This window comes from Halorhodospira sp. 9622 (assembly GCF_022228025.1).
Lineage (GTDB): Bacteria > Pseudomonadota > Gammaproteobacteria > Nitrococcales > Halorhodospiraceae > Halorhodospira > Halorhodospira halophila_A.
This window is the reverse complement of record NZ_JAJNRE010000001.1, coordinates 92932-113808: the sequence shown is the minus strand read 5'-3', so window position 1 is coordinate 113808 and position 20877 is coordinate 92932. Positions and strand designations below refer to the sequence as shown.

Here is a 20877-nt window from a genome sequence, read left to right as displayed (position 1 = left end):
GATGGGCGAACATACCCCCATGCCGGAGGATCAAGCCGCGGAGTTGCAGACGTTGCTGGATCGCCAGCGCCAGGCCTTCGCCGCGGATCCGGCCCCTAGTCTGGCGGTGCGCCGGGGGCGACTGGATCGGCTGCGGCGGGCGGTGCTCGACCATCGGGAGGCGTTGACGGCGGCGCTGGACGAGGACTTCGGGGGGCGCTCGGTGGAGGAGTCGACCACCGTGGACCTGCTGCCGGCGCTGACCGGGATCCGCCACGCGCAGCGCCACCTGCGCCGCTGGATGCGTCCCCGCCGGCGCTGGCCCCATCCGTTGATGCAGCCGGCCTCCGCGCAGGTCGTCCATCAGCCCTTGGGTGTGGTGGGCATCATGGTGCCGTGGAACTACCCGGTCTACCTGGCCCTGAGCCCGCTGACCGGGGCGCTGGCGGCGGGTAATCGGGTGCTGCTCAAGCTCTCCGAGCTGACGCCGGCGACCAACGCGGTGCTCGGCAGCGTGATTCGTCAGGCCTTCTCCGCCGAGGAGGTGGCCGTGGTTGAGGGTGGTGAGTCGGTGAGCCGGGCGTTCGCGGCGCTGCCTTTCGATCATCTGCTCTTTACTGGCTCCACCGCCGTGGGACGCCAGGTGATGGCCGCCGCGGCGGCCCACCTCACCCCGGTGACCCTGGAGTTGGGGGGCAAGTCGCCGGCGGTCGTCGATGGGGACGCCGATCTCGATACGGCGGCCGGGCGGATCGCCTACGGCAAGCTGCTCAATGCGGGCCAGACCTGCATTGCGCCGGACTATGTGCTGTGCACGCCGGATCGGCGTGACGCCCTGGTGGACGCGTTGCGCCGGGCGGCTACGCGCCTCTATCCCGATCCGTTGCACAATCCCGACTACGCCGCTGTGATCACCCGTCAGCACCGCGAGCGTCTGGAGGCGCTGCTCACCGATGCCCGGGAGCAGGGTGCGGAGCTGGTGTCCATGGCCGAGGCGGTCGAAAACGCCCCAGAGTCGGGTCGTATGCCTCCCTGGCTGGTGCTGGATGCCCCGGCTTCCGCGCGGGTGCTGGAGGAGGAGATCTTCGGTCCGGTGCTGCCCGTGGTCACCGTGGCGGACCTGGAACAGGCGCTGGCCTACATCCGCGCGCGACCGCGCCCGCTGGCGCTCTACTACTTCGGGCACGATCGCCGCCGTCAGCAACAGGTGCTCGATCGTAGCCACTCCGGTGGGGTGTGTATCAACGACACCGTGCTCCATGTAGCCCAGGACAACCTGCCCTTCGGCGGTGTGGGGGCGTCGGGGATGGGGCGTTATCACGGCTTCGAAGGCTTCCGGACGTTCTCGAACGAGAAAGCGGTCCTGCGCAAGGGGCGGTGGAACAGCGCGCGCCTGGTCGAGCCGCCCTACGGGCGCAGGATTCACCGCTGGGTCCGGCGGCTGATGGTGCGCTGACCCCCGGCGGCGTCCGGCGTCCCCGCGTGGCGGGGTGATAGACTTCCGCCTTCACGAAGCCGCCGGAGTCCGTTCTTGCCCCTGCCTCCCCTCGAACTCGCGCTCGCTTCCCTGCTGGTGGCCATTGGCAGTCTGCTCCAGGGGGGCTTGGGCTTCGGGCTGGCGATCTTCGCTGCCCCGCTGCTGTTTCTCATCGACCCGGCCTTTGTCCCGGGACCAGTGCTCTTCGTGGCCATGGTCATCTCGGCGATCATCCTTTGGCGCAATCGGGCGGGGCTGGCCATCGGCGAACTCGGGGCCGCGGTGATCGGACGCATGCCGGGGATGGTGGCGGCCTTTGGGCTGCTTGCGGTGGCATCGCAGTGGATGCTGTCGCTGGTTCTCGGGGTGGCGGTGTTGTTGGGTGTGGTGGTCAGCCTGCTGCCCGGGGATATCCGCCCGACCCGCAACCGGCTTCTGGGGGCCGGGTTCCTCTCCGGTTTCATGGGTACGGCGACCTCGGTGGGCGGTCCGCCGATGGCACTGCTCTATCAGCACGCCCGGGGACCGCATATCCGGGCCAATTTGGGGGGGTATTTCCTGGTCGGCTCGGTGGTCTCGTTGCTGGGGATGGTCCTGCTGGGGTATTTCGGCCACGACGAACTCATGCTCTCCCTGGCTGTTACGCCGGCGGCGTTGCTGGGGCTGTGGATCTCTGGGTCGATCCTCCACTGGGTGGATGCCGGCCGGATTCGACCGATTCTCCTGATTCTGTGTACGCTGTCGGCTGTCGCGGTGATTGTCGACGGTGTACGCGCGCTGGGTTGAGTGCGAGGGCGGAATGGACGCGATGGCGTGGGGTGTGGTGCTTGCGGCTGCGGGGGTGTTCGCCCTGAAGGGCGTGCTGCTGCACACCGCGCGGCTATCCTTGAACCGGTTCGATGGCGGCGGGCCGTCCTCCCGGTGCCGGCCGGTCGGGCGACGGCGACCCTCTGGTGGAGGTGATGGGGCGCGATAAGCGACAGCAGGGAGTGGCGGGCTGGCCGGTCCCGATTGAGGCGATTGCCCATGCGGCCTTTGTCCACGACCGGGAGTACCGCATCCTCGGCGCCAATGCCGCCTATCTGGAGCGGGCCGGCTGCCGGGCCGATGAGGCGCTGGGACGCTGCTACTGGGAGGTGTTCCCCGTGCGCGAGGGGCCGCTACCCCGCTGTGCCGCGGGGATGCGGGCCTTCGCAGCTGCGCGTTCCGCTGATGTCGCCCCGCAGGAGCCGTGCTGTGACCTTGTCCTGGACGCGGGCGAGATCCTGCAGTCGCGGGCCTACCCGGTGGTGGACGAGGCGGGTCGCTACGCCTACTCGCTGCACATCCTGGAGGATGTGACGGAGCGCGAAGCGGTTCGCGAGGCCCTGCACGAGCGCGACTGGCAGTACCACCAGTTGTTGGCCAGCACCGCAGAGGGGATCGTGATCGTCGATACGGAGGGTCGCATCCTCTATGCCAACGCGGCTGCCGGGCGGTTTCTCGGGCAGGATCCGCAGGCGCTGGTCGGGGCTTGGTTCGGCCAGGCGATTCCCCAGGGGGCGCCGCAGCAGGTCGAGCTGTTTGCCCCCGGGGGTGGCTTACGGACGGTGGAGATGGGCGCCCAGCCCATCGGTTGGGAAGGCAGGAGCGCGTGGGTGATCAACCTCCACGACGTCACCAACCGCGAATCGCTCCGTATGCTCTTCCAGGATCGCCTGGCCCGCACTCTCGAGGCGCTTCCGCCCTGGGCGCCCCTGGGGCTGGTGGTCATCGATGTCAACGACTTCCGGACGATCAACGACAGCTATGGCCACCAGGCCGGTGATGACGTGCTCAAACGGTTGGGTCAGCGGCTTAGCGAGGTTCATGTGCCCTCGCAACTGTGCGGCCCGGTGCAGGTCGCGCGGCTCGGCGGGGACGAGTTTGCCGTCGTTCTCCCCCGGTTGCGGACCGCCGGTGACGCCACCGAGCTGGCCCGTCGCTTCCTCGAGGTGACCGGGGCGCCGTTCGAGGTGCAGGGCCAGGAGGTGCCCATCCACCTGCGCGTGGGGGTCAGCAGCTATCCGGAGCCGGCCGCTTCCGCGGCGCAGCTCGTGCAGCAGGCCGATGCCGCCATGTACCAGGCCCGTCAGGAGGGCGTCAGTCTGCGCTTCTTCAGCGAGGAGCTGACGACCGAGGCCCGCGAGCGCCTGGAGCTCGGCTCGCAGTTGCGGCAGGCCATGGAGTCGAATGCGCTGGCGCTGCACTTCCAGCTGCAGACGGAGCTGAGCAGTGGCCGCTGGGTCGGGGCCGAGGCGCTGCTGCGCTGGGAGCATCCGGAGCGTGGTTGGGTCTCTCCGGCGCAGTTTGTGCCGGTTGCCGAGCGGGTGGGGCTTATTGGCGAGCTGGGCCGCTGGGTGCTGCGCCAGGCTTGCGAGCAGGCGCGGGCCTGGCGGGATGCCGGGTTGGCGTTCGGCCGCGTCGGCGTGAACGTCTCGGCACCGCAGCTCGTCGGCGGCGGCCTGGTCGACGATGTGGAGCATGCCCTGGCGCACGCCGGTGTCCCGCCCGAGGTGCTGGCGCTGGAGATCACCGAGAGCGTCCTGATGGAGCAGGATCGCACGGTGGTGGCCCAGCTCGAGGCCCTGCGCGCCCGGGGCGTGCTGATCGCCCTGGATGATTTTGGTACGGGGTACTCGTCGTTGAGCTACCTGCGCGGTCTGCCCATCGACCAGCTCAAGATCGATCGCTCCTTCGTGCGGGGCCTGCCGTCGGATGCGACCCAGATCAAGATCAACCGGGCAATCATCGATCTCGGCGTTAGCCTGGGGTTCTCGGTGCTCGCCGAGGGCATCGAGACCCGTGAGCAGCGCGATATCCTGCTGCATGAAGGTTGCCCGCTGGGCCAGGGGTTCTTCTTCGCGCGCCCGGAGCCGGCCGCACAGGTCACTCCCCGGCTCTTCGGCGCGGGGTAGATCGCCCGAGGCGGGCAGAGTGCGGCGGCGAAGGTCTGGTATCCTCGACGGCATGGTTGCGGATACTAGGGCGATCAACCGGCAGCACCAGCCACTCCCCGATCAGGGCCATCATTGGCTGTTCGGATACGGTTCCCTGATCTACAAGGCCGATTTCCCGTACTTCGAGTGCCGTCCGGCTGCTATCCACGGCTGGAAGCGCCGTTTCTGGCAGGGCTCCCACGATCACCGGGGTACGCCGGAGGCGCCCGGGCGGGTGGCCACCCTGATCGAAGCCCCGGGGGTGCGCTGTGTCGGCATGGCCTACCGGATCCCGCCCGAGGCCCTGGGACCGCTGGATCTGCGTGAGAAGAACGGCTACCTCCGCTTGACCACGCCGCTGCGGTTTCTGGATGGCGGCGAGGGTCGGGGGCTGGTCTACATCGCTACCGCGGATAACCCGGCGTTCCTCGGGCCTGCGCCGATTCCGGAGATGGCCCGGCAGATTGCCAGCTGCAGCGGTCCGAGCGGTCCCAACCGCGACTACCTGATCGAGCTGGCGCGGGCCCTGCGCGCCCTGGGCGAGGAGGATCGGCACGTGTTCGCCCTGGAGGAGGCCATCGAGGAGTTTTTTCCCCATTCAACCGGAGTCGTCCGCCCATGAGTGTCCTGAATCAGACGGTGGCGCTGGGCCCCCTTGTGCTCTCCATCGGACAGATCCTGCTTGTTCTGGCCTTGGCCGTCGCCCTGGTCGCCGGTGGCCTGGCCGCTCGGCGCAGCGGTGTGCGGGTCAGCGACAGCCTGTTCAGCCTGGTCCTGGTTGGGCTGGTGGGGGCGCGGCTGCTGTTCGTCGTCCACTACTGGGAGAGCTTCGACAGCCTCTGGGGGGTGGTGGATATCCGCGACGGCGGCTTCGATCCCCTCGGTGGTGTTGTCGCCGGTCTGGCCTACCTGGTCTGGCGTTTCTGGCGGGTTCCCCAGCAGCGCCGGGCCCTGACGACGGCGGTGGTCGCCGGCGGCATCGTCTGGGGAGTGACCGCGGGCCCGCTGCTGGTGATCGATCAGCAATCCCGATCGGCGCCGGAGGTAGCGGTGAGCACCCTGGAGGGCGAGCGCACGGATCTGCTCAGCCTGATCGATGAGACCGGCCAGCCCGTGGTGGTCAATCTATGGGCGACGTGGTGCCCGGCCTGCCAGCAGGAGAAGCCAGTCTTCGAGCAGGCGCAGGAACGCGAGGATGGCGTCAAGTTCGTCTTCGTCAACCAGGGCGAGGATGCCGGTCGGGTGCAGGGCTACCTGGAAGAGCATGCGCCATCGCTGGAGAACATCCTGATGGATCCGCACCAGCGCTGGAGTGATGCCACCGGCACCCGCGGTCTGCCCGCCACCTTCTTCTACGATGAACACGGCCAGTTGGTCGACTCCCACACCGGCCAGGTATCGAGCGCCTCGCTGGAACGGGGGCTGGAGCGCCTGCGTTGACTCGAGGGAGGGAAGCGAAGCAGTGAGCCTGTCCAAGCGGATCGACCGGCTGCGGGCCCAGGCCGGTGGGCGTCCGGCGGCGGTGTCGCCGGAGCAGCCGGCGACACCGGGGGTGCGCGAGCGCCTGGCGCGTGTCCAAACGCGACAGCGGCGCTCGGCGTCGCGAGCCGGTGGTCAGCGCCCCGGTGATCAGGCGGTGGCCGAGCAGCTTGGTGGTGCAGTGTGCGCGCCCGGGCTGGTCGAAGTCGAGCGCGTGGTTGGGCTGGAGACGGCCTACGGGCAGCAGCCCTTGGCACCGCTCGCGGGGCGCCTGGATGGGGTGCCGGAGGGGGGCGGGCTGGACCCGCAGCGGGCGCTGCTGCTGGATACGGAAACCACCGGGTTGGCGGGCGGGGCCGGCACCGTGGTGTTCCTGATCGGCGTCGGCAGTCTGGGGGGCGGCGGCCTGACAGTGCGCCACTGGCTGCTGACCGGGTTCAGCGGCGAGCCGGCGCTGCTGGCGAGGCTGGGCCAGGTGCTGGATGAGACGCAGGCACTGGTGACCTATAACGGGAAGTCCTTCGATGCCCCGTTGCTCAAGAGCCGTGCGCGGCTCCACGGGGTCGACTTGGGCCTGGACAACCGGGAGCACCTGGATCTGCTGCATCCGACACGGCGGATCTTCCGCAGCCGCTGGCCCAATTGCCGCCTGGCGACCGCTGAGCGCCGGCTCCTCGGTCACGAGCGGCTCGACGATCTGCCCGGTGCCGAGGCGCCGGCGGCCTGGCTCGATTTCCTACAACGGGGCGATCCGCGACAGCTGCCGGCCGTGGTGCGTCATAACAGCGACGATATCCTGGCCCTTGCGGCCCTCTGGGCGGCACTGGATCGGGCCTACTGCGAGGAGGGTAGAGCCCCGTGACGACGAACGCGCGGGTCTTCGCCGGTGGGCCGGGGGCGCTGCCGCCGGATCGCCATCCCACGGGCTTCTACAAGCAGGAGATTGCCGCCGCCTGCTGGTTGGGGCCGGAGGGCCTGGAAGGGGATCACCACGCCGACCGGCGCGTCCACGGTGGCCCCGAGCGGGCCGTCAATCACTATCCTGCCGAGCATCTGCCGTGGTGGTCGCAACGGTTCCCGACGGCGGCGCACCGCTTTGTTCCCGGGGCGTTCGGCGAGAACCTGTCCACCGAAGGGTGGCTGGAGGGCGATGTCGCCGTGGGGGATCGTTTCCGTCTCGGTGCGGCATTGATCGAGGTATCGCAGCCGCGGCTGCCCTGCTGGAAGGTGGATCGCCGGTTCGACGTCGAGCGCATGGCGCGGACCATGGTCGAGACCGGGCGGACCGGTTGGCTCTACCGGGTCATCGAGCCGGGTACGGTCGAGCCGGGGGCGGCCCTGGAGCGGTGCACGAGCCACCCGCAGCGGCTGACGATGGATGAACTCTGGGCGCTGCATCGCGAGCCGCAGGCGGATCCGGAGCGTATGGCCCTGGCCGCCGAGATGCCGGAGCTGGCGGCGGCGTGGCGCGATCGCTTCCAGCAGCGTGTGGTGTGGCTGCAGCGCCAGGGTCGCCTCTGATGCGCCCGAAGCCTTCGCCGTGCCGTAGTATCGGGTGCCGCGCGATGCGGTACACGGGCAAACGTTAGAACATAAGGAGCTTCCCGATGGTGGATCCCGCTCAGGCCCTGGGATGGCTGATCGAAGGCAATCAGCGGTTCATGGCCGATGCCCCCGGTGACCCCGACCGGTTCAATGCCGAGCGCCGCGGGCAACTCGTCCGCGGCCAGACCCCGTTTGCGGCGATCCTCTCCTGCGCCGACTCGCGGGTGCCCGCCGAGGTGGTCTTCGATCAAGGGCTCGGGGATCTGTTCGTGGTCCGGGTGGCCGGCAACATCGCTGCGCCCTCGCAGATGGGTAGCCTGGAGTTCGCTGCCGAGAAACTGGGCGTGCGCCTGGTGGTGGTCCTCGGCCACTCCTGCTGCGGGGCCATCGACGCCACCGTAGAGGCGCTGCGCGAACAGGTCGAGGCCCCCACCGAGGGGCTGCGCAAGATCCTCGACCGGGTGCGCCCGGCGGTGGAGCCGCTGTTTGCCGAGTCCCTCGATCCGCAGGAATTGGCCCGCGAGGCGGTGCGGGCCAACGTGCGCATGGCGGCACAGATGCTGCGCGAGGAGTCGCCGATCCTCGCCCGGCTGCGCGCCGAGCAGGGGTTGGCTGTGGTCGGTGCCGAATACGACCTGGCCTCCGGGGCGGTGCACTTCTTTGACGGGGTGGCCGAGACGGGGGCGCTGCCGCCACCTGAGCAGCGCTAACGCGGGCGCTGGCGGGTGCACTGCGGCCGCTGCATCGCTATCCTGGGCCGTTTTCGTTTTGGGCGACCTTGGAGGGGCTGGTGCAGGCGGATGCGGCATTGACGGATACCGGGGCGCTGCGCTTTGAGCGTATGGCGACGGATGGGGCGGCGCGCCGCGGACGACTGCATCTGCCGCGCGGGACCATCGAGACCCCGGCCTTCATGCCGGTGGGCACCTACGGCACGGTCAAGGGCATGACGCCGGAGGAGCTACGCGAGCTGGGCGCGGAGATCATCCTCGGCAACACCTTCCATCTGTGGCTGCGCCCCGGTACCGAAGTGGTCCACCTCCACGGCGATCTGCACGACTTCATGAACTGGCACCGGCCGATCCTCACCGACTCCGGCGGGTTTCAGGTCTACAGCCTCGGCGAACTGCGCAAGGTCACCGAGGAGGGGGTGCACTTTCGCTCACCGGTGGACGGCGCCCGGGTGTTCATGGGGCCGGAGGAGTCGATGGCCGTCCAGCGCGAGTTGGGCTCGGACATCGTCATGATCTTTGATGAGTGTCCCCCGTACCCGGCCGAGCGTCAGGCGGTGCAGCGTTCCATGGAGCTGTCGCTGCGCTGGGCGGCGCGCAGCCGCCGCGCCCATGGCGACAATCCGGCGGCGCTGTTCGGGATCGTCCAGGGCGGCATCTACCCCGAGCTGCGCCGGGCCTCGCTGGCGGGGCTGATGGACATCGGATTCGACGGCTACGCCATCGGCGGCCTGTCGGTGGGTGAGCCCCGCGAGGAGCGCGACGCCGTGCTCGAGGACCTGGAGCCGTGCCTGCCGGCCGACCGGCCGCGCTACCTGATGGGCGTGGGCAAGCCGGAGGATCTGGTCGAGTGCGTCCGGCGCGGTGTGGACATGTTCGACTGCGTGATCCCTACACGCAACGCACGCAACGGTTTCTTGTTCACCTCCGAGGGACTGGTAAGGCTGCGCAACAGCCGCTACCGCGCGGATACCACGCCGGTGGACCCGGTCTGCGACTGTTATACCTGCCGCAACTACTCGCGGGCCTATCTCAAGCACCTGGAGCGGTGCAACGAGATGCTCGGGGCTCGCCTGGCGACACTGCACAACCTCCACTACTACCAGCAGCTGATGGCCGGCCTGCGTGCGGCGATCCGCGACGGCGCACTGGCGGGCTTCGTGGACGATTTCTACGCGCGGCGTGGGCAAACGCCGCCGACCCTATGACATAATACGCCGCATCCGGGCCGCCGGAGGGCGGTGTCAATGCGCTAACCGACAGATTCTGAAGGGGGAATGCGCGCATGTTGATGGACTTCTTCATCTCGCCGGCCCACGCCCAGCAGGCAGGCGGCGGGGGCGATATGCTGTTTTTCCTGATCTTCACCGTCCTGCTGGTGGCGGTCTTCTACTTCCTGCTGATCCGCCCGCAGCGCCAGCGCATGAAACAGCATCAGCAGATGGTCGAGGGGCTGGCCGAGGGCGATGAGGTCGTGACCAGCGGGGGCGAGCTGGGTCGCATCACGCGCCTGGGCGAGGATTTCGTGCGTGTTGAGGTGGCCAAGGGCGTCGAGTGGAACGTCAAGCGCGACATGATCGGCCACGTCCTGCCCAAGGGGACGCTGGACGAGGCCCGCAGCGGCAAGAGCCACGCCCCGACCGAATCCACTGAGTAACACCATGGAGAGCCTTATGGATTTTCTGATTTCTGCCGCGCACGCTCAACAGCAGCCGGAGGAGCCCAACGTCTGGTTCAGCATCATCCTGCTGGTGGGCATGATCGCCCTGTTCTACTTCCTGCTGATCCGCCCCCAGACCAAGCGGGCCAAGGAGCATCGGCAGATGGTCGAGGAGCTCTCCAAGGGCGATGAGGTGGTCACCAACGGTGGCACGCTGGGGCGCATCACCGAGGTGGGCGACACCTTTGCCACCATCGAGGTGGCCAATGGCGTGCAGCTGCAGATCCAGAAGAACGCCGTGGCCAATGTCATGCCCAAGGGCACCCTCAAGGAACAGGACAAGAAGGGCAAGTAGCTCTTGAACCGCTATCCGCTCTGGAAATACCTGCTGGTGGTCGCCGTCCTGGTGGTCGGCGGCCTCTTCGCGCTGCCCAACCTCTTCGGCGAGGACCCGTCGGTGGTGATCACCACCGGCGACGACGAGGTGCCAAGCGAGGAAGTCCAGTCCGATGTCCTCTCCTTCCTCGAGGAGGAAGGCTACAAGCCACTCTCGGCGGAGGTGCTGGAAGGGCAGTGGGTGCTGCGTTACGGCTCCACGGACGAGCAGATGCGGGCCTCGGATCTGATCTCCGCCAAGCTCGACCGGGACTACTCCGTTGCGATGACGCTCGTGCCGTCGACGCCGCAATGGCTCCGGGCCTTGGGAGCCGAGCCGATGTTCCTCGGGCTCGACCTGCGCGGTGGGGTGCACTTCCTGCTCCAAGTGGACATCGACGCCATGGTCGGCGAGACCATGGAGGGGCACCAGCAGGATATCCGGACCCTGTTCCGGGAGGAGCGGATCCGCTTCTCCGCGCTGGAGGTGACCGACGAGCAGCAGATCCGCATGGCCTTCGTGGACTCGGAGCTGCGCGAGCGGGCCCGCAGCGCGCTTGAGGAGCACATCGACGGGCTCGCCTACAGCGAGGAGACGAACGAAGACGCCTACCTCCTGATCGCCTCCATGGACGAGGAGGAGCTTCAGGAGATGAAGGACCTGGCGGTCCAGCAGAATATCACCACGCTGCGCAACCGGGTTGACGAGCTGGGCGTCGCCGAGCCGGTGGTCCAGCGCCAGGGGGCGGATCGGATCGTGGTCCAGCTGCCCGGCATCCAGGACCCGGGGCAGGCCAAGGAGATCCTCGGCGCCACGGCGACCCTGGAGTTCCGCTTTGTCGATCACGCCAACTTCCCTTTCACCGGCGACCCGGATGATCCGCCTGAGGGCGCAGAGGTCTTCCCGCAGCGGGATGGCGGCTACGTGGCCCTGGAGCGCCAGCGCATCCTCTCGGGGGATCGCATCATCGACGCCTCGTCGGGTTTTGATCAGGAGAGTGGTTCGCCGGAGGTGAACATCCGCCTCTCGGGCACCGGCGGGCGGATCATGAATCGCGCCACCCGGGATCGGGTCGGCGATCACATGGCCGTGCTCTTCCAGGAGCGGGTCTCCGAGACCGAGATGATCGATGGCGAGCCGGAGCGGGTGATCCGCGAGATCGAGGAGGTGATCTCGGTGGCGCGGATCCGTGAGGGGCTCGGCAGCCGCTTCCGGATCACTGGCCTGGACTCCAGCCAAGAGGCCAGCAACCTGGCGCTGCTGCTGCGTGCCGGTGCCTTGGCGGCTCCGATCGACATCGTCGAGGAGCGCACTATCGGGCCAAGCCTGGGTGCGGAAAACGTCGAGCGCGGCTTCATGGCGGTGGTGATCGGCTTCCTGCTGGTGATCGCCTTCATGGCTCTCTACTACCGGACCTTCGGCCTGGTGGCCAACCTGGCCCTTTTAAGCAACCTGGTGATTATCGTCGCCGTGCTCTCTATGCTCCAGGCGACCCTGACGTTGCCGGGCATTGCCGGGATCGTGCTGACCGTGGGTATGGCGGTGGACGCCAATGTGCTCATTTTCCAGCGCATCCGTGAGGAGCTGAAGGCCGGCGCGCCGATCCAGACCGCCATCGATGCGGGCTACGGCAAGGCGCTGTCGACCATCGCCGACGCCAATGTCACCACGCTGATCGCCGCCCTGGTGCTGTTCCTCTTCGGCACGGGGCCGGTCCAGGGCTTCGCCGTGACGCTGGCCATCGGTCTGGCCACGTCGATGTTCACCGCCATTGTCGGCACGCGGGCCGTGATCAATCTGATCTACGGCGGGCGTAAGGTCTCGGAGCTCAAGATCTAGCCATGGAGATCTTCAAGAACGATCCCAACTTCGACTTCCTCGGCCGGCGCCGTATCGGCTTCGGGCTCTCGGCGGTGCTCCTGGTGCTCTCCATCGGCTCGCTGCTCTGGCAGGGGCTGAATCTGGGCATCGACTTCACCGGCGGGACCCTGGTCGAGGTCGGCTACGAGGAGTCCGTGGAGGTCGCCGAGGTCGAGGCGGCGCTGCAGGGGACCGATTATGCGGATGCCCAGGTTCTGCACTTCGGCTCGCCGCGCGAGATCATGGTGCGCATCCCGCCGATGGAGGACGTGGAGCAGGCGGCGGTCTCCGAGGAGATCCTGGCCAAGCTGCGCGAGGCCCACGACGGCGTCGAACTCCGGCGGGTCGAGTTCGTCGGCCCCCAGATTGGCCGTGAACTCACCGAGCAGGGCCTGCTGGCGCTGCTCTACGCCCTCGGCGGTGTGCTGGTCTACGTGGCCTTCCGTTTCGAGTACCGCTTCGCCCTCGGCGCGGTGGCGGCGCTGGTCCACGATATCGTGCTCATCCTCGGGTTCTTCTCGCTCACCCGCCTGACCTTCGACCTGACCGTGCTGGCGGCGCTGCTGGCGACCATCGGCTACTCGCTCAACGACACCATCGTGGTCTCCGACCGGATCCGCGAGAACTTCCTCAAGGTGCGCAAGGGCACCACCGAGTACGTCATGAACCTGGCGATCAACCAGACACTGTCCCGGACCCTGGTAACCTCGTTCACGACGCTGCTGGTGGTCGGCTCGCTGCTGCTGCTCGGCGGCGAAATCATCCACGGCTTCGCCATGGCGTTGCTCGTCGGTGTCCTGGTTGGTACCTACTCGTCGATCTTCATCGCCAGCGCCTCCTCGCTGGCCATGGGCGTGAGCAAGCAGGACCTCCTGCCGCCTGAGAAGGAGGGACAGGACCAGGAGGATCACGAATCGGCGATTCCCCCCGCCGAGCGCCCGTGACCGCTGCGCTCCCGGGGGCGCCCCCCGGGAGCCGGCGTGTGTCAGCCCTGCAACTTTCCCGCTGATTTCTGCGACGGCTCCGCGCTATGCTGTCCCCACACCCCCTGAGGATTGGGGAAAGTCAAGCAAGCGGGAGTCAAGCATGTCGATCTGCGATGGGTTCGTCGGCGCGGTCGGGAATACGCCGCTGATTCGCCTGCCGAGGCTGAGCGAGGAGACCGGCTGCGAGATCCTCGGCAAGGCTGAATTCATGAATCCGGGCGGGTCCGTCAAGGATCGGGCGGCGCTGGCGATCATCCAGGCCGCCGAGCGCAGCGGCGAGTTGCGCCCCGGCGGGACCGTAGTGGAGGGCACCGCCGGGAATACCGGGATCGGGCTTGCCCATATCTGTAACGCACGCGGCTATCGCTGCGTCATTGTCATCCCCGAGACGCAGAGCCAGGAGAAGATCGACCTGCTGCGCACCCTCGGTGCCGAGGTGCATACCGTACCCGCCGCCCCCTACCGTGATCCGGGCAACTACCAGAAGGTTGCCGGCCGCATGGCTGCAGAGATGGACAACGCGGTCTGGGCGAACCAGTTTGACAACACCGCCAACCGCCAGGGCCATTACCGCACCACCGGGCCGGAAATTTGGGCGCAGGCCGGTGGCCGGGTGGACGCCTTCGTGGCGGCTACCGGAACCGGCGGGACCCTGGCCGGGGTCTCTCGGGCGCTCAAGGAACGCGCGCCGGATACGCGCATCTACTTGGCCGACCCGGCGGGCAGCGCCCTCTATAGTTTCGTGTGCGAGGGTGAGCCATCCCCGTCGGCAGGCAATTCCATCACCGAGGGGATTGGCAGTAGCCGTGTAACAGCTAATCTTCAGGATACGGACATCGATGACGCGTTCTGCATACCGGATACCGAATCGGTGCCGATGGTCTACCGGCTCCTGAGGGAAGAGGGGCTGTTCCTGGGCAGCTCGTCGGGGGTCAATGTCTGCGGGGCGATCCGCGCCGCCGAGGAGCTCGGTCCCGGGCACACGGTGGTGACGATCCTCTGTGATGGAGGGGGCCGCTATTACTCGAGACTCTTCAACGAGGCCTGGCTGGCGGAGCGGGGACTCGCCTGAACCCCTCCGCTGCCGTGGTTCGGTCGCCGCCCGGTCTCGTCCGGGGGCATGGCCAGTCGACCCCGCCGGCGGTTTGCGCCGGGCGCCGCCTTTCTTCCGGAACATTCGTGCGCATTTTTGCGTCCAATCAAACGGAGCCGCCTTCGTTCTTTCGCGACTTCACCTCAAGACTCCGTGAGGGGGGTGCTGCATATGGATACCGCCGAAGACCTGATTGCCCGCTACGCTCGCAGCTACGAACGCCGCCAGGAGCAGCAGCTGACCCTGGCCGAGTATCTGGAACTCTGCCGGGACGACCCGATGGCCTACGCCTCCCCGGCCGAGCGGCTGGTAGCGGCGATCGGTGAGCCGCAGGTCTACGACACCTCGAAGGATGAGCGACTGGGGCGCATCTTCCTCAACCGCACCCTGAAGATCTATCCGGCCTTCGAGGACTTCTACGGCATGGAGGAGACCATCGAGCGGCTGGTCGGTTTCCTCAACTACGCGGCCCAGGGGCTCGAGGAGCGCAAGCAGATCCTCTATCTCCTCGGTCCGGTCGGCGGTGGCAAGTCCTCGCTGGCCGAGCGGCTCAAGCAGCTGATGGAGCGCTACCCGGTCTACGTCCTCAAGGCCGGCGAGGAGATCAGCCCGATCTTTGAGAGCCCGCTGGGGCTCTTCGATCCGGACCAGCACGGCCCGGAGCTGGAGGAGCGCTTCGGCATCCCGCGGCGCAAGCTCAGCGGGCTGCTCTCGCCCTGGGCGGTCAAGCGCCTCGACGAGTTCGGCGGCGATCTCAACCGCTTCCGGGTGGTTCGCCTCTATCCGTCCAAGCTGCGGCAGATCGCGGTGGCCAAGACAGAGCCCGGCGACGAGAACAACCAGGACATCTCCTCGCTGGTGGGCAAGGTGGACATCCGCAAGCTGGAGCTCTACAGCCAGAACGATACGGATGCCTACAGCTACTCCGGCGGCCTCAACCGCGCCAACCAGGGCATCCTCGAGTTCGTGGAGATGTTCAAGGCGCCGATCAAGATGCTCCATCCGCTGCTCACGGCCACCCAGGAGGGCAACTACGTCGGCTCCGAGAACATCGGTGCAATCCCGTTCCACGGCCTGGTCATGGCCCACTCCAACGAGTCGGAGTGGCAGAGCTTCCGCAACAACAAGAACAACGAAGCGTTCCTCGACCGGATCTCGGTAATCAAGGTGCCGTACTGCCTGCGCGTCTCCGAGGAGCGGCAGATCTACGACAAGCTGATCCGGGAGAGCGAGCTCGCCGACGCGCCCTGCGCGCCGTGGACCCTGGAGATCATGGCGCGGTTCTCGGTGCTCACCCGGCTCAAGGAGCACGAGAACTCCAGCCTCTACTCGAAGATGCGGATCTACGACGGCGAGAGCCTCAAGGAGACGGATCCCAAGGCGAAGTCGATGCAGGAGTACCGGGACCAGGCCGGGGTCAACGAAGGGATGGACGGGATCTCGACGCGCTTCGCCTTCAAGGTCCTCTCGCAGACCTTCAACTACGAGACCGAGGAAGTGGCCGCTGACCCGGTCCACCTGCTGTACCTGCTCGAGCAGAACATCAAGCGCGAGCAGTTCCCGGAGGAGACCGAGCGCAAGTACCTGGAGATCATCAAGGCCGAGCTGGCCCCGCGGTATGCGGAGTTCATCGGCAACGAGATCCAGAAGGCGTATTTGGAGTCCTACGATGATTTCGGTCAGAACCTCTTCGAGCGCTACGTGGGGTATGCCGATGCCTGGATCGAGGACCAGGACTTCAAAGATCCCGACACCGGGCAGCTGATGGACCGCCAGGCGCTGAACCAGGAGCTGACTAAGATCGAGAAGCCGGCGGGCATCGCCAATCCGAAGGACTTCCGCAATGAGGTGGTCAAGTTCGCGCTGCGTGCCAAGGCGCAGCAGGGCGGGCAGATGCCGAGCTGGACCTCCTACGAGAAGATCCGCGAGGTCATCGAGAAGCGGATGTTCAGTCAGGTGGAGGATCTGCTGCCGGTGATCAGCTTTACCACCAAGGGCGACTCGGAGACGGAGCGCAAGCACAGCGAGTTCGTCCGGCGGATGGTCGAGCGGGGCTACACCGAGCGCCAGGTGAGACGCCTGGTGGAGTGGTACATGCGCGTCAAGCAGGCCGGCTGATCCGGCAAGAAGGGGGGTGCGTCCTTGGTCAATATCATCGACCGGCGCCGCAATCCGAAGGGCAAGAGCCTGGCCAACCGCCAGCGTTTCCTCAGACGGGCCAAGCGCCAGGTGCTGGATGCCGTCAACGAGGCTTCCGGCCGGCGCAAGGTGACCGACGTGGCCGGTGGGGAGCAGATCACCATCCCCGCCGACGGCCTCCACGAGCCGAGCTTTCGCAAGGCCGCCGACCGCGGGGTGCGCGAGCACGTGGTTCCCGGCAACAAGGAGTACGTGGTCGGCGATACCATTCCGCGCCCCGAAGGGCAGGGCAGTGGTGGCGGGCGCGAGGGTAGCCCCGATGGCGAGGGGGAAGACGAGTTCACCTTTGCTGTCAGCCGCGACGAGTTCCTCGACCTCTTCTTCGAGGGCCTGGAGTTGCCGGATCTGGTCAAGCGCCAGGTCAAGAAGACCGAGCAGTACACCCAGCAGCGCGCGGGCTATTCGGTCAGCGGCTCCCCCTCGAACCTCAATGTCGAGCGGACCATGCGCAACTCCCTGTCACGGCGCATTGCCCTGCGCCGCCCCAAGGGGGAGGATCTGCAGGCCCTAGACGAGGAGATTGATCGTCTGGAGCGCTCCGGTGCCGAGCCGGAGCGGCTGCGCGAACTCATCGAGCTCCGCCGAAGCAAACAGGAGCGGTCCCGGGCGATCCCCTACATCGATCCGGTCGACATCCGCTATAACCGCTTTGACCACGTTCCGCAGCCGATCTCCCAGGCGGTGATGTTCTGCCTGATGGACGTCTCCGGCTCAATGACCGAGGACATGAAGGATCTTGCCAAGCGGTTCTTCATGCTCCTCTACCTCTTCCTCGAGCGCCGTTACCGCCATGTGGATATCGTCTTCATCCGCCATACCCACATCGCGCAGGAGGTCGACGAGGACACCTTCTTCTACTCCCGCGAGACTGGGGGGACGTTGGTCTCGCCGGCGCTGACGATGATGCGTGACATCATCGAGGACCGTTATCCCGTCAACGACTGGAACATCTACGGGGCGCAGGCCTCGGACGGGGATAACACCCCCGCGGACAACCCGGCCACCACCCGGCTGATGGCCGACGGGATCCTTCCCCTGTGCCAGTACTTCGCCTACATCGAGGTGGGTGGCGGGCAGGCCTTCCATGTCCCGTCGGACCTGTGGCGGGCCTACGACCGGCTGGCCCGCGGGGAGTCGCCCCTGGCCATGCGCCGGGTGCAGACCCGCGGAGACATCTTCCCGGTGTTCCGGGACCTCTTCACGCCGGCTGAACTGAAGGCTTGAACCCTGAGCGCTGAACCTTGACCCCCTGAACCCTCAGAGACTGGAGAGGATCCCGATGGCATCGAATGCGGCGGTTCAGCAAAAACCCCTGTTCACCGGCCTCGACTGGGATTACCGCGATGTGATGCGCGTCTACGACGCCATCGAGCGGATTGCCGGCGAGGAGCTCAAGCTCGACATCTATCCCAACCAGATCGAGGTCATCAGCTCCGAGCAGATGCTCGATGCCTACGCCTCGATGGGGATGCCGCTGTTTTATCGGCATTGGTCCTTCGGCAAGCACTTCGCCCGGGACGAAATGCTCTATCGCAAGGGCTACACCGGGCTCGCCTACGAGATCGTCATCAACTCGAAGCCGTGCATCTCCTACATCATGGAGGAGAACACGCTCACCATGCAGACGTTGGTGGTGGCCCACGCCGCCTTCGGCCACAATCACTTCTTCAAGAACAACCGCCTCTTTCGGGAGTGGACCGACGCCGAGGGCATTCTCGACTACCTGGATTTCGCCAAGGGCTACATCGCCGAGTGCGAGGAGCGCTACGGGGTGCAGGCGGTCGAGCGGGTGCTCGACGCCGCCCACGCCCTGATGAGCCAGGGGGTGCACCGCTACCCCAAGCCGCAGACGCGTAGCCTGCGCGAGGAGCGCGACCGCGAGATCGAGCGGATTCGCTACGAGGAGCAGACCTACAACGATCTCTGGCGCACCGTGCCCACGGATCCGGACGGCGAGCTGCCCGGCGGCGCGGACCCGGTGGAGCTGCGTATGCAGCGGCTGGGGCTGCCGGAGGAGAACCTCCTGTACTTCCTCGAAAAGCGCGCGCCGCGCCTGGAGCACTGGCAGCGGGAGGTGCTGCGCATCGTGCGCAATGTGGCGCAGTACTTCTATCCGCAGAAGCAGACCAAGGTGATGAACGAGGGCTGCGCCACGGCGGTGCACTACTACATCATGAACCGGCTCCACGAGAACGGGCAGTTGACCGACGGCGCCTTTCTGGAGTTCCTGCACAGCCACACCAGCGTGGTCTTCCAGCCGGAGTTCGACGATCCGCGCTACTCGGGCATCAATCCCTACGCCCTCGGGTTCGCCATTCTGGAGGATCTCCGGCGCATGGCCACCGATCCCACTGACGAGGACCGGCGCTGGTTCCCGGAGGTGGCCGGCAGCGGGGACTGGCTCGGTGTCTGGCACCACGCCTGGCAGGAGTACCGCGACGAGAGCTTCATCCTGCAGTTCCTCAGCCCCCGGGTCATCCGCGATTTCCGTCTCTTCCGGGTCCACGATGACGCCGACGAGCCCGAGCTGGTGGTCGACGCGATCCACGACGATGCCGGCTACCGGGCGGTGCGGCGCTCACTGGCGCAGCGCCACGACGTGGCCCGGCTGGAACCGGATATCCAGGTGGTGGACGTGGATCTGGCCGGGGACCGGACCCTGGTGCTCGAGCACCGGGTCAGCGACGGGGTCATCCTGGACAAGGGCGAGGCCACGGCGGTGCTGCGGCACCTGGCCAACCTCTGGGGCTACGATGTGAAGCTCTACGAGGTGGACCCGGAGACGGAACGGGTGATCAACGAGTTTCCCCAGATGTCCCCCGCGGATCCGGTGGCCTGAAGGGCGGCGGACGCCGATTGGGGCGGCTGCGGCGGGGTGGTATGCTCAGGGCAACGCTTTTGACAGTGCAGGAGTAACGCATGCGGCGAACCCTACTCAGTGGATTCACGGCGGCGGCGCTGGTTCTCGGAGCCGGGGCCGCGCACGCCACCGGCGGGATCATGGGCATCTCCGGCGGTGCGAATCTCTGGTTCCACGACCCGGAAGGGGAGATTCTTGGCGAAGACGTCGAGGGGGATGGCATCGACCTCGACAGCGATCGGGACTGGAACCTCTGGTTCGAGTGGGATCACATCCTCCCCGGCGTGCCCAGTGTCCGGCTTGAGCAGACCAACCTGGAGCAGGAGGGGACCGGTAGCACCGTGGTCAACCTCGACCACACGGACCTGACCCTGTTCTGGTCGCCGCTGCCGCTGCCGATGGTGGACATCGATGTGGGCGTCACCGCGCGCCACTTCGATGGCGAGGTGCGTACCCCGCAGGCTCAGCTAGATCCCGACACCTCACTCTCCGGAACCCTACCGATGTTCTTCGGCCGGGTGGGTGTGGATATCCCCGGCTCGCGGATTGGGTTCGAGGGCTCTTTGCAGACGCTGCCGGTGGGGGATCATTCGATCACCGACTTCCGCGCCCACCTGGTCTACCGGCGCTGGTACACGGGGGCGATGCTTGGCTATCGGGAGTTCTCGGTGGACATGGACGACTTCAGTGACGTGACCCTGGACGTGGACTTCAGCGGACCGTACGCCGGCGCCTTCCTGCGTTTCTAGGCCGGATGCCGACACAATAAAAGACCCGGGGCAGCGCGGGGCCGCCCCGGGTCTTTTGACACGGCCGCAGCCGGATCAGGCCGCCGAGCGGGCCCGGCCCAGTCGCGCCTCCAGGTCGTCGGCACCGCCGACCAGACGCCCGTCGATCAAGACCTGCGGCACCGTGCCCGAGCCGGTGGCTGCCCGTACCGAGCGGGTGGTGATGCCCTCGCCGAGGCAGATCTCCTCGTAGTCGTAGCCGTGCTCCTCGAGCAGCGCCTTGGCGCGGGAACAGTGCGGACACCCCGGCTTGCTGAACAGGGTCACAAAAGACGGGTGTGGTGCATCCGGGTTGATGTGGCGCAGCATGGTGTCGGCGTCGGAGACTTCGAACGGGTCGCCGGGCTTCTCCGGCTCGACGAACATCTTCTCGATGACGCCGTCGCGGACCAGCATCGCGTAGCGCCAGGAGCGCTTGCCGAAGCCCAGGTCGTTCTTGTCCACCAGCATGCCCATGCCTTCGGTGAACTCCCCGTTGCCGTCGGGGATGAAGGTGACGTTCTCGGCGTGCTGATCCCGCCGCCACTCCTCCATCACGAACGCGTCGTTGACCGAAAGGCAGACGATGTCATCTACGCCGTTGTCCCAGAGCACCGGCGCCAGCTCGTTGTAGCGCGGCAGGTGGGTGGAGGAGCAGGTCGGAGTGAAAGCCCCCGGCAGGGCGAACACCACCACCGTTTTGCCCTTGAACAGCTCGTCGGTCTTGACGTCCTGCCACTCGCCGTTTACGCGGGTCCGGAAGGTGACACGCGGGACAGGCTGTCCTTCCATCGGGTGCGACATCGTTGCCTCCTTGGTTCTGGAATAAGAACAGATCAAAACTATCCATATTCTGTCGGCAGCGGTCCGGGCGTTGCAATAAGAAAAACTGATACAAGATGCCTCAA

Annotated in this window: 19 protein-coding genes; 18 read left to right on the top strand and 1 reads right to left on the bottom strand. The window is 66.9% G+C overall.

Annotated features, from left to right (window positions below):
* The first annotated feature begins 1 nt into the window (after position 1).
* From LRG07_RS00535 to LRG07_RS00450, 18 genes are all read left to right on the top strand, one after another.
* The gene (locus LRG07_RS00535) at positions 2–1435 is read left to right on the top strand and encodes a coniferyl aldehyde dehydrogenase (protein ID WP_238641557.1); all 1434 of its coding nucleotides are present in this window, start codon (positions 2–4) and stop codon (positions 1433–1435) included.
* A gap of 75 nt (positions 1436–1510) precedes the next feature.
* Positions 1511–2242, top strand: coding sequence for a sulfite exporter TauE/SafE family protein (locus LRG07_RS00530; RefSeq protein ID WP_201242961.1), 732 nt, complete (start codon positions 1511–1513; stop codon positions 2240–2242).
* 176 nt (positions 2243–2418) lie between these two features.
* Positions 2419–4392: a bifunctional diguanylate cyclase/phosphodiesterase gene (locus LRG07_RS00525; RefSeq protein ID WP_238641556.1), complete on the top strand. Its 1974-nt coding sequence runs from the start codon at positions 2419–2421 to the stop codon at positions 4390–4392.
* A gap of 19 nt (positions 4393–4411) precedes the next feature.
* Positions 4412–5035, top strand: coding sequence for a gamma-glutamylcyclotransferase (locus LRG07_RS00520; protein WP_238632517.1), 624 nt, complete (start codon positions 4412–4414; stop codon positions 5033–5035).
* A complete protein-coding gene (locus tag LRG07_RS00515) occupies positions 5032–5853 on the top strand; it encodes a TlpA disulfide reductase family protein (RefSeq protein ID WP_238641555.1) in 822 nt (273 codons plus the stop codon). The genes LRG07_RS00520 and LRG07_RS00515 overlap by 4 nt, the downstream gene beginning before the upstream one ends.
* 22 nt (positions 5854–5875) lie before the next feature.
* Positions 5876–6754: a ribonuclease H-like domain-containing protein gene (locus LRG07_RS00510; protein WP_238634439.1), complete on the top strand. Its 879-nt coding sequence runs from the start codon at positions 5876–5878 to the stop codon at positions 6752–6754.
* Complete coding sequence (locus LRG07_RS00505; protein WP_201171253.1) at positions 6751–7413, top strand: MOSC domain-containing protein; 663 nt, start codon at positions 6751–6753, stop codon at positions 7411–7413. Before LRG07_RS00510 ends, LRG07_RS00505 begins: the two co-directional genes overlap by 4 nt.
* Before the next feature lie 86 nt (positions 7414–7499).
* Positions 7500–8147 carry a carbonic anhydrase gene (locus tag LRG07_RS00500; RefSeq protein ID WP_201171251.1) on the top strand — a complete coding sequence of 216 codons (648 nt, stop codon included), beginning with the start codon at positions 7500–7502 and terminating at the stop codon, positions 8145–8147.
* 116 nt (positions 8148–8263) lie between these two features.
* Entirely contained in the window at positions 8264–9376 is a 1113-nt protein-coding gene (gene tgt / locus LRG07_RS00495; RefSeq protein ID WP_238634654.1) for a tRNA guanosine(34) transglycosylase Tgt, read from the top strand.
* A gap of 83 nt (positions 9377–9459) precedes the next feature.
* Positions 9460–9825 (top strand): preprotein translocase subunit YajC, encoded by a 366-nt coding sequence (gene yajC / locus LRG07_RS00490; protein ID WP_201242969.1) that lies wholly within the window; start codon positions 9460–9462, stop codon positions 9823–9825.
* 16 nt (positions 9826–9841) lie between these two features.
* On the top strand, positions 9842–10183 hold the full coding sequence (gene yajC, locus LRG07_RS00485; protein ID WP_201171261.1) for a preprotein translocase subunit YajC: 342 nt from the start codon (positions 9842–9844) through the stop codon (positions 10181–10183).
* Between the two features lie 3 nt (positions 10184–10186).
* Entirely contained in the window at positions 10187–12043 is a 1857-nt protein-coding gene (gene secD / locus LRG07_RS00480) for a protein translocase subunit SecD (protein ID WP_201242957.1), read from the top strand.
* 2 nt (positions 12044–12045) lie between these two features.
* A complete protein-coding gene (gene secF / locus LRG07_RS00475; RefSeq protein WP_201242956.1) occupies positions 12046–13008 on the top strand; it encodes a protein translocase subunit SecF in 963 nt (320 codons plus the stop codon).
* 142 nt (positions 13009–13150) lie between these two features.
* A complete protein-coding gene (locus LRG07_RS00470) occupies positions 13151–14122 on the top strand; it encodes a cysteine synthase A (RefSeq protein ID WP_238641554.1) in 972 nt (323 codons plus the stop codon).
* A gap of 192 nt (positions 14123–14314) precedes the next feature.
* Positions 14315–16261, top strand: coding sequence for a PrkA family serine protein kinase (locus LRG07_RS00465; protein WP_201242955.1), 1947 nt, complete (start codon positions 14315–14317; stop codon positions 16259–16261).
* A gap of 24 nt (positions 16262–16285) precedes the next feature.
* Complete coding sequence (locus LRG07_RS00460) at positions 16286–17566, top strand: YeaH/YhbH family protein (RefSeq protein WP_201171240.1); 1281 nt, start codon at positions 16286–16288, stop codon at positions 17564–17566.
* A gap of 55 nt (positions 17567–17621) precedes the next feature.
* On the top strand, positions 17622–19181 hold the full coding sequence (locus LRG07_RS00455; protein ID WP_238636836.1) for a SpoVR family protein: 1560 nt from the start codon (positions 17622–17624) through the stop codon (positions 19179–19181).
* Positions 19182–19261: 80 nt separating this feature from the next.
* Positions 19262–19951, top strand: a complete 690-nt coding sequence (locus LRG07_RS00450; RefSeq protein ID WP_238641553.1) for a TIGR04219 family outer membrane beta-barrel protein — start codon at positions 19262–19264, stop codon at positions 19949–19951.
* 75 nt (positions 19952–20026) lie between these two features.
* On the opposite strand, the gene LRG07_RS00445 is transcribed toward LRG07_RS00450, so the two are convergent.
* The gene (locus LRG07_RS00445; RefSeq protein WP_201171231.1) at positions 20027–20773 is read right to left on the bottom strand and encodes a glutathione peroxidase; all 747 of its coding nucleotides are present in this window, start codon (positions 20771–20773) and stop codon (positions 20027–20029) included.
* Between the last annotated feature and the right edge of the window lie 104 nt (positions 20774–20877).

Excerpts from the sequence above, each read along its gene's own strand:
- LRG07_RS00535 (WP_238641557.1), top strand. The coding sequence starts at position 2 with ATGGGCGAACATACCCCCATGCCGGAGGATCAAGCCGCGGAGTTGCAG.
- LRG07_RS00525 (WP_238641556.1), top strand. The coding sequence starts at position 2,419 with ATGGGGCGCGATAAGCGACAGCAGGGAGTGGCGGGCTGGCCGGTCCCG.
- LRG07_RS00515 (WP_238641555.1), top strand. The coding sequence starts at position 5,032 with ATGAGTGTCCTGAATCAGACGGTGGCGCTGGGCCCCCTTGTGCTCTCC.
- LRG07_RS00500 (WP_201171251.1), top strand. The coding sequence starts at position 7,500 with ATGGTGGATCCCGCTCAGGCCCTGGGATGGCTGATCGAAGGCAATCAG.
- yajC (WP_201242969.1), top strand. The coding sequence starts at position 9,460 with ATGGACTTCTTCATCTCGCCGGCCCACGCCCAGCAGGCAGGCGGCGGG.
- yajC (WP_201171261.1), top strand. The coding sequence starts at position 9,842 with ATGGATTTTCTGATTTCTGCCGCGCACGCTCAACAGCAGCCGGAGGAG.
- secF (WP_201242956.1), top strand. The coding sequence starts at position 12,046 with ATGGAGATCTTCAAGAACGATCCCAACTTCGACTTCCTCGGCCGGCGC.
- LRG07_RS00470 (WP_238641554.1), top strand. The coding sequence starts at position 13,151 with ATGTCGATCTGCGATGGGTTCGTCGGCGCGGTCGGGAATACGCCGCTG.
- LRG07_RS00465 (WP_201242955.1), top strand. The coding sequence starts at position 14,315 with ATGGATACCGCCGAAGACCTGATTGCCCGCTACGCTCGCAGCTACGAA.
- LRG07_RS00455 (WP_238636836.1), top strand. The coding sequence starts at position 17,622 with ATGGCATCGAATGCGGCGGTTCAGCAAAAACCCCTGTTCACCGGCCTC.
- LRG07_RS00450 (WP_238641553.1), top strand. The coding sequence starts at position 19,262 with ATGCGGCGAACCCTACTCAGTGGATTCACGGCGGCGGCGCTGGTTCTC.
- LRG07_RS00445 (WP_201171231.1), bottom strand. The coding sequence starts at position 20,773 with ATGTCGCACCCGATGGAAGGACAGCCTGTCCCGCGTGTCACCTTCCGG.